Here is a 14,782-nt window from a genome sequence, read left to right as displayed (position 1 = left end):
TAAAAATGAACTTGCTTAAGCAAGTTCATTTTTATTTTACATTAATGTTTAAATGTGATGCAAACGGCTTCGGAAACTCGGAAATCGTTAGAAAGCTCAGCTAATCGACCAGTTTTAGGATTACGTTTAAAGACGGTTGCATTATCTGAATCTTGGTGAACTGCAATTAGAAATTCTTGGTCAGGAGTTAGGTCGAAATCACGTGGTGTTTTACCATGACTTGGAACAATCTCTAATAATTCCAGACTACCATCAGCCAGGATGCTAAATACAGCAATGGAATCATGACCTCGGTTGGATGCATAGAGGTATTTGCCGTCTTTTGAAAGACGAATGGAAGCAGTAGCATTAAATTCCTCATATCCATCTGGCAAAGTCGAAATGACTTGCATGCGTTCAAATTCACCAACACCATCGTAAATCAAGACTTCAATGGTACTGTTGAGTTCACAGATGAGGTAGGCAATCTTATAATGATGATGGAAAACGATGTGGCGAGCACCTGCTCCAGCTTGGCTGTGATAAGTGTAGAGTTTACTTAGTTTTCCTTCTGGGCTAACATCGTAGGTCGTTACTTCATCCGTTCCTAGATCACATGTGACGAGATACTGGTCAGGTGTTAGATCCGTAAAGTGTACATGTGGGGAAGATTGGTTTTCATGAGGACCTTGTCCGCTATGCTGATCTAGATCTGTTTGGATGAGGCTACCATCCGATTGACGTTTATAAACTAGAACTTGACCTTTATGATAGTTGGCCCCATAAACGAGACCACGTTTTTCATCTACTGCCACATAACAATGAGGAGCGCCTTCTTCCACCACATGATTTAACAAAGTGCCGTCGGTCTTGTAAGCAGCGATTCCACCCAAGCCATCCTGGCTCCCTACGGTGTATAAGTGTTGCTGTTGGTCAAAGGCAAGGTAGGTCGGACTTGGTTCAGCAGCAAAGAGTTCAAGATTTGCAAGCTGGCCTGTTTCTGTATTAAAATCAGCTTTGTAAATCCCTTTAGATAAGCGACGAGTGTAAGTTCCAAAATAAACAGTTTCTTTCATGTCCATACCTCTTAATAATGATAAGTTCATTATACCACAAAATGAAATTCTTAACTGACTTTCATCATTTTTTGAAAATTACAGAAAACATCTTAGGGAGATTTATTTAGTTTTTACCTTGCTTTCAAAAATCAAAGTGATATAATAATGATATATTTGATTTAAAGGAGTGTCTTATGAAAAAACGTATTTTTCTAACGGCTGCAGTAGCAGTGTTGTCATCAGCACTACTAGCAGCTTGTTCGTCTGGTGGTAAAAACGCCAACCAACCTGTGACTTATACTTATGTCTTCTCATCGGATCCTGCAACTTTGGACTATACAGTTTCTGGAAATTCCAGTACCAAACAGGTGACTGGGAATGTCATCGATGGTTTGCTTGAGAATGACCAATATGGAAATCTTGTGCCGTCTGTAGCAGAGGACTGGAGTGTTTCTAAAGATGGTTTGACTTACACCTATAAAATCCGGAAAGGGATTAAGTGGTACACTAATGAAGGCGAAGAATATGGTGAAGTAAAGGCTCAGGATTTCGTGACAGGTTTGAAACATGCTGTCGCTAAGAAATCACAAGCCCTCTATCTTGTACAGGATTCAATCAAAGGGTTAGATGATTATATTAACGGGAAAACAAATGATTTTTCTACTGTTGGAATTAAGGCGACAGATGATTATACTCTTGTTTATACGCTTAATAATCCTGAATCTTTCTGGAATTCCAAGACAACGATGGGTGTTTTAGCACCAATCAATGAAGACTTTTTAGCCTCTAAGGGGGATGATTTTGGTAAACCTACTGATGTTACAAGTATTCTATACAATGGTCCTTACCTTCTGAAAGGTCTCACATCGAAATCTTCAATCGAGATGACAAAAAACCAAAACTATTGGGATAAAGGAAATGTCTTTATTGATGATATAAAATTAACCTTCTTTGATGGTCAAGATGCAGACTCTCTTGGTCGTGGTTTTGATGAAGGCCACTACCCAGCAGCTCCCCTCTTTAAGAATTCTGCAAACTATGAGCGATTCAAAGAAAAATACAAAGACAACATTGTGTATGGTCAACAAAGAGGAGGTAGCTACTACATTTCAACTAATATTGACCGTGTAGCCTATAACCATACTTCTAAAACAACGGACGAAGAAAAGACATCTACTAAGAAAGCTTTGTTGAACAAAGATTTCCGCCAAGCCTTGGCTTTTGGAGCAGATCGTAAGGCTGCTGTCTCTCAAGTATTTGGTGATGAAGTTGCCCCTCGTAAATTACGTACTAGCTTTACACCTCCAACGTTTGTTCAAATTGGAGATCAATCTTTTGGTCAAGTAACAAAAGCAGAACTTGACAAGTTGGATACTGCTTGGAGCGATGTTAGCCTAGATGATGCACAAGATTCACTTCATAATGTAGAGAAAGCTAAAACCAAACTTGAAGCGGCTAAGAAAACTCTTCAAGCCGACGGTGTTCAGTTCCCTATTCATTTGGACTTGCCAGTTTCCTCTACTCAAACGGATTTTGTACGTCAAGCTCAATCGTATAAACAATCAATAGAGGAAGCTCTTGGAGTTGAAAATGTAGTGGTTGATATCCAACAAGTTTCTGATGATGAATTGGGAAGTATGACCGTTCTTGCAACTTCAAAAGACAATATCGACTGGGATATCAATCCAAACAGTGGATGGAGCCCAGACTATGCAGATCCATCAACCTATCTTGATGCATTTGATCCAACATCTGGACCAACTCTTCTTGGAGCACTTGGTATTGCACCAGGATCAGATAGTTCAGCCATTAAGGCAGTAGGATTGGATAAATACAAAGAATTACTTGATGATGCTAACAGTGAGAAAACAGATCTCGAAAAACGTTATTCAAAATATGCTAAAGCTCAAGCATGGTTGACAGATAGTGCTCTAGTTATTCCTGTACACTCAGACGGTGCCCAAATGCTTGTTACAAAGAAAGTTCCAGGAACAGGAGCAGATGGTTGGGTCGGTGATAAAACAGGCGAAAACAGTTATAAATATCTGAAGATTCAAGATAAGATTGTGACAAGTAAAGAAATGGAAGAATTTCGCAAGAAATTTGCTGAAGAAAAAGCAAAATCAAACGAAGAATACCAAAAACAACTATCAAGTCATATTAAAGATTAAATAAATCTCCTCAATTGAGGAGATTTTTCTTTTTGTCTATCTATGTAAGCACTTAAAAAAAGAGTTATTTTAGTCTAAAAATGGTATAATGAGAGAATGACAGAAAGGATGTATTTATGGAACATAAAGAGAAACATTTTAGCCTATCTTGGTTCTTCAAGTGGTTTTTAGATAATAAAGCTATTACTGTATTCTTAGTGACCTTGTTACTGGGCTTGAATCTTTTCATTCTAAGTAAGATTAGTTTTATCTTTTTACCGGTTTTGGATTTTCTAGGAGTTGTCATGTTGCCGGTTATTTTATCTGGTTTACTTTATTACCTCCTCAATCCGATTGTTGACTGGATGGAGAAACACAAGATCAATCGTGTACTTGCCATCAGTATTGTATTTGTCATCATTGGACTTTTTATCATTTGGGGTCTGGCAGTCGCAATTCCAAATCTCCAACGCCAAGTCTTAACTTTTGCGAAAAATGTACCGACATACCTCGAAGATGCTGACCGTGTCATCAATGATCTTGTAACCAAACGTTTGCCAGATGATTTTAGACCACAGTTGGAGCAGGTTCTTTCCAATGTTTCTAGTGAAGCTACCCTGTGGGCCAGCAAAATCTCTTCTCAAGCCGTTAACTGGGTCAGCGCCTTTATCAGTAGTGTTTCCCAGGTCATTGTAGCGGTTATTATCGTACCATTCATGCTCTTTTATCTTTTGAGAGATGGGAAAGGCTTGCGAGATTACCTAACTAAATTCATCCCAAACAAGTTAAAAGAACCTGTTGGACAAGTTTTGTCAGATGTCAATAAACAGTTGTCAAACTACGTTAGAGGACAGGTTACTGTTGCTATTATCGTGGCAATTATGTTTATTATCTTCTTTAAGATTATTGGTCTCAGATATGCTGTGACTCTTGGTATTACGGCTGGTATCCTCAATCTAGTACCTTACCTGGGTAGTTTTCTAGCGATGTTGCCTGCTTTGGTTTTGGGCTTGATTGCAGGACCTGTCATGCTTTTGAAAGTGATTATTGTCTTTATTGTTGAACAAACGATTGAAGGTCGCTTCGTTTCTCCGCTTATTTTAGGTAGTCAGCTAAACATCCATCCGATCAATGTCCTCTTTGTTCTCCTAACTTCAGGCTCCATGTTTGGTATTTGGGGAGTCTTGCTGGGAATTCCTGTCTATGCCTCTGCCAAGGTCGTTATCTCAGCTATCTTTAACTGGTATAAAAAAGTCAGCGGTCTGTATGAAGAAGAAGGGGAGGAAATCAAGAGTGAACAATAGTCAACGCATGCTCCAGGCTTTGGATGAACAGGATTTAACCAAGGCGGATCAATATTTTCACAGAGCCCTCGAAACAGATTCGAGTGAAGTTCTTTACGAACTAGCAAGCTATCTAGAGGGAATTGGCTTTTATCCTCAAGCAAAAGAAATTTACCAAAATATCGTTACAGAATTTCCAGAAGTGAATCTGAACTTAGCTAGCATTGCTAGCGAGGATGGCAATGTTGAGGAAGCCTTTGCTTACCTTGAGGAAATCACTTCCGAAAGTGACTGGTATGTATCGGCCTTGGCCTTGAAGGCAGACCTCTATCAGTTGGAAGGATTGACAGATGTAGCGCGTGAAAAGTTACTGGAAGCCCTAAACTACTCAGACGATTCCTTATTAGTTTTTGGTTTGGCTGAGTTGGATAGCGAGTTAGGGAATTATCAGGAAGCCATTCAGGGCTATGCTCAGTTAGACAATCGCTCTATCTATGAGCAAACGGGTGTCTCAACCTATCAACGAATTGGTTATGCTTATGCCCAGTTAGGTAAGTTTGAAGCTGCAACTGAATTCTTAGAAAAAGCTTTAGAATTAGAATACGATGACCAAACTGCCTTTGAACTGGCTAGTCTTTACTTTGATCAAGAAGAGTATCAAAAATCTGTTCTTTACTTTAAGCAGATTGATACCATTTCACCAGATTTTGAAGGATATGAGTATGGTTATAGTCAAGCCTTGCATAAGGAACATCAGGTGGAAGAGGCCCTTCGTATCGTTAAAAAAGGACTGCAGAAAAATCCATTTGAAACCCGTCTCTTGCTAGCTGCTTCTCAGTTTTCGTATGAATTGCATGATCCTAGTGCTGCAGAGCAGTTTCTCCTTACTGCTAAAGAAGATGCAGAGGATACAGAAGAAATTTTTCTTCGCCTCGCAACCATTTATATGGAACAAGAGCGGCATGAAGATATCATCGCTCTCCAAAGTCAAGAACCTGAAAACCTCTTGACCAAGTGGATGATTGCACGCTCTTACCAGGAAATCGAGGATTTAGATAAGGCCTATGAGCTCTATCAGGAACTATCGTCTGACCTCAAGGATAATCCTGAATTTCTGGAGCAGTATACTTATCTTTTGCGTGAATTAGGATATTTTGAAGAGGCCAAGATACAAGCTGAAGCCTATTTAAAACTCGTTCCAGATGATGTTCAGATGCAAGAACTCTTAGAAACACTTTAAAAGTTATCTCTCTAAAAACGTATCCGTCAATTTGGCAGATACGTTTTTTTGGAAGAAATAGAATTTTTTTACAATTACTCTTGCTAAATTGTTTATTTATGCTATAATAGGAACAATTATTTTTAGGAGGTGCAGTATGTCTTATATGTTTGAGATATTACCAAGTTTGTTAAACGGTGCAAGTATGACACTTCAGGTCTTTGCTCTGGTTTTAATTTTTTCAATTCCCTTAGGTATTGTCGTTGCCTTTGCTTTACAAGTCCGCTGGAAACCCCTCCATTATCTCATTGACCTTTATATTTGGGTAATGCGAGGGACTCCTTTGCTCTTGCAATTAATCTTTATTTACTATGTTCTTCCTAGCATTGGGATACGTTTAGATCGTTTGCCTGCTGCTGTGATCGCTTTTGTATTGAACTATGCAGCCTACTTTGCAGAAATCTTTCGTGGTGGGATTGAAACCATTCCCAAAGGGCAGTATGAAGCCGCAAAAGTGTTAAAATTTAGCTCCTTTGATACAGTTCGCTATATCATCCTTCCTCAGGTTACAAAGATTGTCTTACCGAGTGTCTTTAATGAAATTATGAGTTTGGTCAAAGATACTTCTTTGGTCTATGCTTTGGGGATTTCAGATTTGATTTTGGCTAGTAGGACTGCAGCCAATCGAGATGCCAGTCTTGTTCCTATGTTTTTAGCTGGAGCTATTTATTTAATCATGATTGGTCTTGTAACCATTATAGCGAAAAAACTTGAGAAGAAGTACAGTTATTACAGATAGGAGGATTGCTATGTTAGAATTACGAAATATCAATAAAGCCTTTGGTGGCAAACAAATCTTAACCAATTTCAGCCTATCAATCCCTGAAAAGCAAATCCTCGCAATCGTAGGTCCTTCAGGAGGAGGCAAGACCACCTTGTTACGTATGCTAGCTGGACTGGAAACCATCGATTCTGGAGAAATCTACTATAACGGCGAATCGTTAGCTATAGACGAACTCGAAAAGCGCAATCTTCTGGGATTTGTTTTCCAAGATTTTCAACTCTTTCCGCATTTGTCAGTTCTAGAAAACTTAACTCTGTCGCCCATAAAAACCATGAGCATGGAGAAGGAAGTTGCTGAGAAGAAGGCGCGTGGTTTGTTAGAACAACTTGGGTTAGCTGGGCATGCAGATGCCTTTCCTTTCTCATTATCTGGTGGGCAAAAACAACGGGTGGCCTTAGCACGCGCCATGATGATAAAGCCAGAAATTATTGGATATGATGAACCTACATCGGCCTTAGACCCAGAATTGCGATTAGAAGTAGAAAAACTTATCCTTCAAAATAAAGAGCGTGGGATGACCCAGATTGTTGTGACGCACGACCTTCAGTTTGCAGAAAATATTGCTGATCAGATCCTTAAGGTTGATCCAAAGTAGGAGGTGTCTATGAAGAGAAAGAAAATTGCCCTTGCACTTGCTCTGTTCTTTAGCTTCTTCCTGACGGCTTGTACTCAGAAGGCAAGTGATCCAAATCAGGATAACTGGGCCAAATATCAAAAGCAGGGTAGCATTACTATTGGCTTTGACAATACCTTTGTTCCCATGGGATTTGAGGAAAAGAATGGCCAGTATGCGGGCTTTGATATTGACCTAGCCCAAGCTGTCTCTGAAAAGCTAGGGATTCAGATTAAATTTCAACCCATCGACTGGGATATGAAAGAAACCGAACTACAAAATGGTACCATTGATGCCATCTGGAATGGCTATACAGCTACAGATGAACGGAAAGAGAAGGTTGCCTTTACTATTCCTTACATGGAAAATCAACAAGTTTTGGTCTCTAAAAAGTCTCAAAATATCCACTCAATTCAGGATATGACAGACAAAATTTTAGGGGCCCAGGCTGGATCTTCTGGCTATTTGAATTTTGAAGGACAACCAGAACTACTCAAGAACCGAGTGAAAGACCAGAAGGCTAATCAATACCAAAGTTTCAATGAAGCCTTAATTGATTTGAAAAATGACCGGATTGATGCCTTGTTGATTGACCGGGTATATGCTAATTATTATCTCCAGTCTGAAGGGATATTAAGTGACTACAATGTCTTTTCAGCTGGATTTGAAAGTGAAGCTTTTGCAGTGGGTGTTAGACCTGCTGATAAAACTCTGTTAGCCGCTTTGAACCAAGCCTTTATCTCACTATACCAAGAAGGAAAATTCCAGGAAATCAGCCAGAAATGGTTTGGAGAAGATGTAGCCACCAGTCAAGTTAAAAATCAAGAATAAGAAAAGAGATTGAGTTTTTCCTCAATCTCTTTTTGCATCACAAAATCCTCTGGCAAGTACCAGAGGATAAGAGTTCATACTCAATGAAAATCAAAGAGCAAACTAGGAAGCTAGCCGCAGGCTGCTCAAAACACTGTTTTGAGGTTGTAGATAAGACTGACAAAGTCAGGAACATATATCTACGGCAAGGCAACGCTGACGTGGTTTGAATTTGATCTTCGAAGAGTATTATTTCATTGTTGGGAAGAGCAATACATCACGGATAGTAGTTGTATCAGTGAGGAGCATGCAGAGACGGTCGATACCGATACCCAAACCACCTGTTGGTGGCATACCGTATTCAAGAGCCTCGATGTAGTCGTAATCGATACCTGTTGCTTCATCGTCCCCAAGTTCTTTAGCTTTGGCTTGAGCTTCGAAACGGCTAAGTTGATCGATTGGATCATTCAACTCAGAATAGGCATTTCCGTATTCTTTGGTCATAATGAAGAGCTCGAAACGGTCAGTAAAGCGTTCATCTTCAGGGTTTTTCTTAGCGAGTGGAGATACAGCTACTGGATGTCCATAAACGAAGGTTGGTTGGATCAATGTTTCTTCGACAAATTCTTCAAAGAAGGCATTGATGATGTGACCAACTTCAGTGTAATGCTTTTCAACAGGTACATGTTTTTCATTGGCAAGAGCTACGGCTTCTTCGAAAGTTAAATCTTGCCAGAAGTCAACACCAGTAATTTCCTTGATAGCATCCACCATGTGAACACGTTTAAATGGTTCATTAATCTTGATTTCAGTGCCTTGATAGTTTACTGGACCATCTCCTTTGACAGCCTTTGCAGCATGCTGGATAATACCTTCTGTCAAATCCATAATATCATGGAAATCGGCATAGGCTTGGTAAACCTCAATCATAGTAAATTCAGGATTATGAGTTGCATCCATTCCTTCGTTACGGAAGATACGGCCAATCTCATAGACGCGTTCCATACCACCGACAATTAGACGTTTGAGATGAAGTTCTAGAGCTATCCGAAGCACCATATCAATATTTTGAGCATTGTGGTGTGTAATAAATGGTTTGGCAGCAGCACCACCGGCCTCGTTGTGAAGTACAGGTGTTTCCACTTCAAGAAAATCATGTCCATCTAGATAACGACGAATTTCAGAGATGATTTTTGAACGAGTGACAAAGCGATCAAAACTTTCGCGATTTGAAATTAAATCAAGGTAACGTTTGCGATAGATGGTTTCAACGTCAGTCAAACCGTGGAATTTCTCTGGAAGCGGGCGAAGTGCTTTAGACAAGTGAGTGATGTGAGTTGCCTTGATAGAAAGTTCTCCCATATCTGTACGCATCACTTCACCTTCGACACCAAGGAAGTCACCGAGGTCAGCTTTTTTGAAAATATCGTAGTTCTCATCTCCAACTGTATCTTTACGAACATAGATTTGGATCTGGCCATCACGGTCTTGTAAATGAGCAAAGCCGACTTTCCCTTTTCCACGTTTTGTGACTAAACGACCTGCGATAGTAGCTGTTTCGTTCAATTCGTGTAGTTGTTCTTTATCAAGGTCAGCAAATTTATCTTTTAGTTCTTGAGAGTTAGCAGTACGTTCAAAACGTTTACCGAAAGGATCAATTCCTTGTTCACGGAGCGCAGCCATTTTTTCACGGCGAACGATCTGCTGGTCATTTAGTTCTTCCATATGTTCTGTAGACATGGGTTCCTCCTAATTTTTAATCAAATTTTGAAATAATAAATCAATTTTTCACGATACTCCCATTTTATCATAAATAGTCAAGAAATTCACGGATATTCTTTGAAAACTAAAAAGAACTTGACCATTAAGATCAAGTTCCATTATTTTCCTTGATAGGAAGTGTCATTCCACCTTTCCAGAGTGAAGGTTTCAAAATCCTTGGTTTCTAAAACTGTTAGACTAGCATTTGCTAAACCTCCATCTTTTCGAAGAAGAGGTTCTTTATAACCTAGAAGGGTACGAAGACTAGCAGTGAGATTTGCACCATGACCAACAATTAGAACTCTCTCAGCCTGACTCCCCTTCAGAGATTTGATAAATTGAATGGTACGTTGAGTTGTACTGTAGAGGGATTCCGCTTCAAACATTCTTGTATCAAACTTAGCTAAGTTTGTACGGAAAGCCGTGATTTGTTGTGGGTAGATGGCCTCTAATGTTGCAATTTTTAATCCCTCTAGTTTTCCGAGATGCCATTCACGTAGGTCAGGAATAGTCTCTAAAGGACATTGCGTCTGGAGTTGACTTTGGATAATTTCAGCAGATTTGACCGCTCTTGGTAAATCACTTGAATAAATCTCATCGAAAGGAATATTGCTGAGATATTGACCGAGCGCCTTTAAGGTATCAATAGACTCAGGAAGAAGAGGTGAGTCCCCTCCGGCACCTTGGAAACGTCCTTCAAGATTCCAGATAGTTCGGCCATGACGCACAAAATAGAGTTTCATCAGTTGTTTTCCTCCAAGATATCTGCAAAATCTGCTTTCACAAAGCTAGCCAAGTCTTGTGGAGCAATGATAATACTATGCCCGACTTCCCCAGCAGAGACGATCATCTTGTCCAAATCTAAAGCTGTTTTATCAATAAAAATAGGATAGTTGTGTTTTTGGCGAATGCCGACGGGGTTATTTGCCCCATGAATATAGCCTGTCGTTTTTTCTAGGTCTTTTTGTGGAATCATACTCACTTTTTTATTACCAGAAACCTTTGCTAATTTTTTTTCAGCGAGGTGTTCTGGTATGGGGACGATTCCGATGATTGGACCGGTCTTATCCCCCAGCAGAGCCAAGGTTTTAAAGATATGTGTTCGATCATATTCCGAAGGAAGTTCACCCTCAAGCGCATTGATTTGAATCCCTGTATGCTCAATTCCTGCTTTGGTTAAGATTTGCTCGACAAGAGTTTTTTTAATTTTTACTTTTTTTGCCATTATTTATACTTATCCTCCAATTGACTCATCCAGATACCAAGCCAAATGCCAAGCGCAAAGAAGAAGGCGATGAGAACATAGCTCACGATAGAAAGTCCAGTGTATTGGATACTTTCAGCACTTCCAGCATTTGGAATCAAAATCAAGAGAGTGCTTGATAGCACAATCCCAATAATAAAGTGATAAACACGGGAGTGGTAATTGTTTAAGGCATGGTCCATTAATTTTGAAAAGATAATGAGAGTTGCTCCTGCACCCATCCCGATAGGAAGGAAGGTACCAAATAAATCAAAGGCCTTAAAGCCAGTTAGCATTGGAGCGTACAGTCCTAAAATCAAGAGTAGATTTGATGGACTTAAACCAGGCACCAAGACACCAAGAGCTAAAAGAACACCTGCCAAGATGAAACTAGCGAAACTGGCGCTGAGAGATCCAACAACAAAGTTTAGCGCGTAGAGCCCTAGACCTGAAAGGATAAAGGTAGTCCAGAACCAGACTAGGTCAATCTTGTCACGATCAGACTCTCTAGTAGATTCTTTAAGGAGGCTAGGAACTGTACCGATGATAGCTCCAGCAAAGCTCCACAAAACATAGACTTGGTAATTTTCTAGCAAATACTCGATCGGATAGGAAAACAAACCAATCCCAAGCAACATCCCGATAGCTACTGGGATAAAGTAAAGGACATTCTCTTTAAAATCCTTAAAGGGATGAGCCAGAAAGCCAATCATTCGCTCGTAGATCCCCAAAATCGCTGCTAAAACACCGCCAGAAATTCCTGGTAGGATAAATCCTAAGGCGATGACGATTCCTTTAATAACTCGTGCAATCCATGAAAACATAATAAAATCCTCAATTTCATAAAATTCTTTCTCTATGCTATCAATTATAACACAGACGGGGAAAAAATGAAAAAACAAGTGAAAAAGTTTGTTATTTTCACTTGTCTTATGGTCTTAAAAATAGTTTTCTGAAGGTTTCTTCCTTGTCTTTGTCAGTAGAAATCAGATTGATGTCCAAATGATGTTCAAATCCTGCAATTCTCCCCTTAGAAGTGTACTGGTGGAGGTCATAGTCTAAATCAGTATTGGGTGTGGACTCAAAGTAGCCTGAGTCTGTCCCATAAGAAGGGATCCAGACGGCAGAGAAATTTTCCGTATTGATGCTATGTTCTTGCATGAAATAGACACCAATGTAAATCCCGATATTTTTAGCGCCCAGCGATTCAAGCTTAGCTCGAAAAGCTTCGACTCCGTCATTCATATCTGCCATTGTTTTTTTCTCAACGTCAAGCCAGTAATAACTAGGGTTGTATGGAGAAGCAGAATTGTAGAAAACTTCAGCCGCTTTTTCCATTTCTTCTTTGTTCGTACCAGCTAGATAAGCATAGACGGCTACGGGAACATTGCGCTTTTGAAATTCTGAAATGTGATTTTTATAGGATTTATCGACCCCGTTGATAAAGGCTGCATCATTTGCTTCCGTGTGTTGAGTACCACTGTGTACGCGAACAATAGCTCCAGAAATATTTTGAGATAAAATATCGTAGTTTATCTCCTCCGGTCTTTGCCAACCAGAAATGTCAATAATAGGTTTATCAAGATTATGCAAGGCCTGGTTTTCAACTTGGACAGTGTTGCTTTTTGACTTGACCGAATGGTCTTCATAAGCTGGTTTATTAAAGATTAAAATAGCTATAACAATGGTGAATAGACTAAAAATAATAGCTGGATGAATCTCTTTTCTCATATCTAATTAGTTTAACGTAAATAGATAAAAAAATCAAAGAAAACGTTGAAAAGATGAATGAACTAGCATGTTTTCCCCTATTTCTCTGTTTGTTTACTCCTAAGGAAGTAAATTATGGTATAATATAAGGGAATTTTTACAGAAAAGAGAATAGTATGTCAAATTATGCCATTATCTTAGCAGCGGGTAAAGGTACTCGCATGAAATCAGATCTTCCAAAGGTACTTCATAAAGTAGCAGGAATTTCGATGTTGGAGCATGTTTTTCGTAGTGTTGGTGCTATTCAACCTGAAAAAACAGTCACTGTTGTGGGACACAAGGCGGAGTTAGTTGAGCAAGTATTGGCTGGTCAGACAGACTTTGTTACCCAATCAGAACAACTAGGAACTGGGCATGCTGTCATGATGGCAGAGCCTATTCTCCAAAATCGTATCGGCCACACCTTGGTTATCGCTGGGGATACTCCTCTGATTACAGGTGAAAGTTTGAAAAACCTCTTGGATTTCCATATCAATCACAAAAATGTGGCGACTATTTTAACGGCTGAAGCAGCAGATCCTTTTGGGTATGGTCGTATCGTCCGTAACGATAATGCTGAAGTTCTTCGCATTGTGGAGCAGAAAGATGCCACAGACTTTGAAAAGCAAATTAAGGAAATCAATACAGGAACATATGTATTTGACAATGAACGTCTTTTTGAGGCCCTTAAAAACATCAACACCAACAATGCCCAAGGTGAGTACTATATTACTGACGTGATCGGTATTTTCCGTAATGCGGGTGAGAAGGTTGGGGCCTATACTCTCAAGGATTTTGATGAAAGTCTTGGAGTAAACGACCGTGTGGCTCTTGCCATTGCGGAGGCAGTGATGCGCCGCCGTATCAACCAAAAGCACATGGTTAATGGTGTTAGCTTTGTCAATCCTGAAGCAACTTACATTGATATTGATGTCGAGATTGCACCTGAAGTCCAAATCGAAGCCAACGTTACCTTGAAAGGTCAAACGAAGATTGGGGCGGAAACTGTTTTAACAAATGGAACTTATATCGTGGATAGCGCTATCGGAGCTGGAGCTGTGATTACGAATTCCATGATTGAGGAAAGTACAGTTGCAGATGGTGTGACAGTCGGTCCGTATGCTCATATTCGTCCAGGCTCAAGTCTTGCTTCTCAAGTTCACATTGGAAACTTTGTTGAAGTAAAAGGATCTTCAATCGGTGAAAATACTAAGGCAGGTCATTTAACCTATATCGGAAACTGTGAAGTGGGTAGCCATGTTAACTTTGGTGCAGGTACGATTACAGTTAACTACGACGGGAAGAATAAGTACAAGACTGTCATTGGCAACAATGTCTTTGTTGGATCAAACTCAACCATCATTGCTCCAGTAGAACTTGGTGATAATTCACTAGTTGGAGCTGGTTCAACGATTACAAAAGATGTTCCAGCTGATGCCATTGCTATTGGACGTGGACGTCAAGTTAATAAAGATGAATATGCATTACGTTTGCCTCATCATCCTAAGAATCAGTAGGAGTCTATCATGGAATTTGAAGAAAAAACGATTAGCCGGAAGGAAATCTACCAAGGTCCTATTTTTAAGCTAGTGCAAGATCAGGTGGAACTACCAGAAGGGAAGGGAACTGCCCAACGTGATCTGATTTTTCACAATGGAGGCGTATGTGTTCTAGCTGTAACAGCTGAGGACAAAATCGTCCTTGTTAAGCAATACAGAAAAGCTATTGAAGCTATCTCTTATGAAATTCCTGCTGGTAAACTGGAACTTGGTGAAAATGCAGATCCCATGTCGGCGGCCCTTCGTGAATTGGAGGAGGAAGTTGCCTATACGGGTAAGTTAGAGCTTCTATATGATTTCTACTCTGCTATTGGTTTTTGTAATGAAAAATTAAAACTCTACCTCGCAAGAGATTTAACTAAGGTGGAAAATCCTCGTCCGCAAGATGATGATGAAACCTTGGAAGTTCTAGAGGTCAGCCTTGAGGAAGCAAAAAACTTAATTCAGTCTGGCCATATCTGTGATGCCAAGACGATTATGGCAATCCAGTACTGGGAATTGCAAAAGAAATAGA

General features: G+C 39.8%; 14 protein-coding genes. 8 read left to right on the top strand and 6 right to left on the bottom strand.

Going from position 1 to position 14,782, the window contains the following annotated elements; translation table 11 throughout:
• Positions 1-41 precede the first annotated feature (41 nt).
• Positions 42-1,055 (bottom strand): lactonase family protein, encoded by a 1,014-nt coding sequence (locus HMPREF9189_RS06700; protein ID WP_000665606.1) that lies wholly within the window; start codon positions 1,053-1,055, stop codon positions 42-44.
• Positions 1,056-1,231: 176 nt separating this feature from the next.
• Between HMPREF9189_RS06700 and HMPREF9189_RS06695 the strand changes: the two genes are divergently transcribed.
• The 6 genes from HMPREF9189_RS06695 to HMPREF9189_RS06670 all read left to right on the top strand — a co-directional run bounded on the left by HMPREF9189_RS06695 (position 1,232) and on the right by HMPREF9189_RS06670 (position 7,977).
• Positions 1,232-3,208, top strand: a complete 1,977-nt coding sequence (locus HMPREF9189_RS06695; RefSeq protein WP_000745942.1) for a peptide ABC transporter substrate-binding protein — start codon at positions 1,232-1,234, stop codon at positions 3,206-3,208.
• A gap of 116 nt (positions 3,209-3,324) precedes the next feature.
• The gene (locus HMPREF9189_RS06690; RefSeq protein WP_000400301.1) at positions 3,325-4,491 is read left to right on the top strand and encodes an AI-2E family transporter; all 1,167 of its coding nucleotides are present in this window, start codon (positions 3,325-3,327) and stop codon (positions 4,489-4,491) included.
• Complete coding sequence (locus HMPREF9189_RS06685) at positions 4,481-5,710, top strand: tetratricopeptide repeat protein (RefSeq protein ID WP_001065981.1); 1,230 nt, start codon at positions 4,481-4,483, stop codon at positions 5,708-5,710. The genes HMPREF9189_RS06690 and HMPREF9189_RS06685 overlap by 11 nt, the downstream gene beginning before the upstream one ends.
• A gap of 136 nt (positions 5,711-5,846) precedes the next feature.
• Positions 5,847-6,488, top strand: a complete 642-nt coding sequence (locus HMPREF9189_RS06680; RefSeq protein WP_000121158.1) for an amino acid ABC transporter permease — start codon at positions 5,847-5,849, stop codon at positions 6,486-6,488.
• A gap of 10 nt (positions 6,489-6,498) precedes the next feature.
• On the top strand, positions 6,499-7,128 hold the full coding sequence (locus HMPREF9189_RS06675; RefSeq protein ID WP_000891748.1) for an amino acid ABC transporter ATP-binding protein: 630 nt from the start codon (positions 6,499-6,501) through the stop codon (positions 7,126-7,128).
• A 9-nt stretch (positions 7,129-7,137) separates the two neighbouring features.
• Positions 7,138-7,977: an amino acid ABC transporter substrate-binding protein gene (locus HMPREF9189_RS06670; protein ID WP_000823406.1), complete on the top strand. Its 840-nt coding sequence runs from the start codon at positions 7,138-7,140 to the stop codon at positions 7,975-7,977.
• A gap of 228 nt (positions 7,978-8,205) precedes the next feature.
• Here the strand turns inward: HMPREF9189_RS06670 and lysS are convergent, their stop codons facing one another.
• The 5 genes from lysS to HMPREF9189_RS06645 all read right to left on the bottom strand — a co-directional run bounded on the left by lysS (position 8,206) and on the right by HMPREF9189_RS06645 (position 12,691).
• Positions 8,206-9,696: a lysine--tRNA ligase gene (gene lysS / locus HMPREF9189_RS06665; protein WP_000102430.1), complete on the bottom strand. Its 1,491-nt coding sequence runs from the start codon at positions 9,694-9,696 to the stop codon at positions 8,206-8,208.
• 140 nt (positions 9,697-9,836) lie between these two features.
• Entirely contained in the window at positions 9,837-10,460 is a 624-nt protein-coding gene (locus tag HMPREF9189_RS06660; protein WP_000780795.1) for a histidine phosphatase family protein, read from the bottom strand.
• Entirely contained in the window at positions 10,460-10,942 is a 483-nt protein-coding gene (locus tag HMPREF9189_RS06655) for an aminoacyl-tRNA deacylase (RefSeq protein ID WP_001085912.1), read from the bottom strand. The genes HMPREF9189_RS06660 and HMPREF9189_RS06655 overlap by 1 nt, the downstream gene beginning before the upstream one ends.
• Positions 10,942-11,784 carry a DUF368 domain-containing protein gene (locus tag HMPREF9189_RS06650; RefSeq protein ID WP_000493298.1) on the bottom strand — a complete coding sequence of 281 codons (843 nt, stop codon included), beginning with the start codon at positions 11,782-11,784 and terminating at the stop codon, positions 10,942-10,944. The genes HMPREF9189_RS06655 and HMPREF9189_RS06650 overlap by 1 nt, the downstream gene beginning before the upstream one ends.
• A gap of 106 nt (positions 11,785-11,890) precedes the next feature.
• Positions 11,891-12,691 carry a glycoside hydrolase family 25 protein gene (locus HMPREF9189_RS06645; RefSeq protein WP_001224383.1) on the bottom strand — a complete coding sequence of 267 codons (801 nt, stop codon included), beginning with the start codon at positions 12,689-12,691 and terminating at the stop codon, positions 11,891-11,893.
• A 155-nt stretch (positions 12,692-12,846) separates the two neighbouring features.
• Here HMPREF9189_RS06645 and glmU point away from each other — a divergent pair, with 155 nt between their 5' ends.
• A complete protein-coding gene (gene glmU / locus HMPREF9189_RS06640) occupies positions 12,847-14,226 on the top strand; it encodes a bifunctional UDP-N-acetylglucosamine diphosphorylase/glucosamine-1-phosphate N-acetyltransferase GlmU (protein WP_000073750.1) in 1,380 nt (459 codons plus the stop codon).
• Between the two features lie 9 nt (positions 14,227-14,235).
• Positions 14,236-14,781 (top strand): NUDIX hydrolase, encoded by a 546-nt coding sequence (locus tag HMPREF9189_RS06635; protein WP_000393800.1) that lies wholly within the window; start codon positions 14,236-14,238, stop codon positions 14,779-14,781.
• Position 14,782 lies beyond the last annotated feature (1 nt).

It is taken from the genome of Streptococcus sp. oral taxon 071 str. 73H25AP (assembly GCF_000146755.1).
Lineage (GTDB): Bacteria > Bacillota > Bacilli > Lactobacillales > Streptococcaceae > Streptococcus > Streptococcus oralis_T.
The sequence above is the reverse complement of the archived record's forward strand: the minus strand, read 5'-3'. Positions and strand labels throughout refer to the sequence as shown.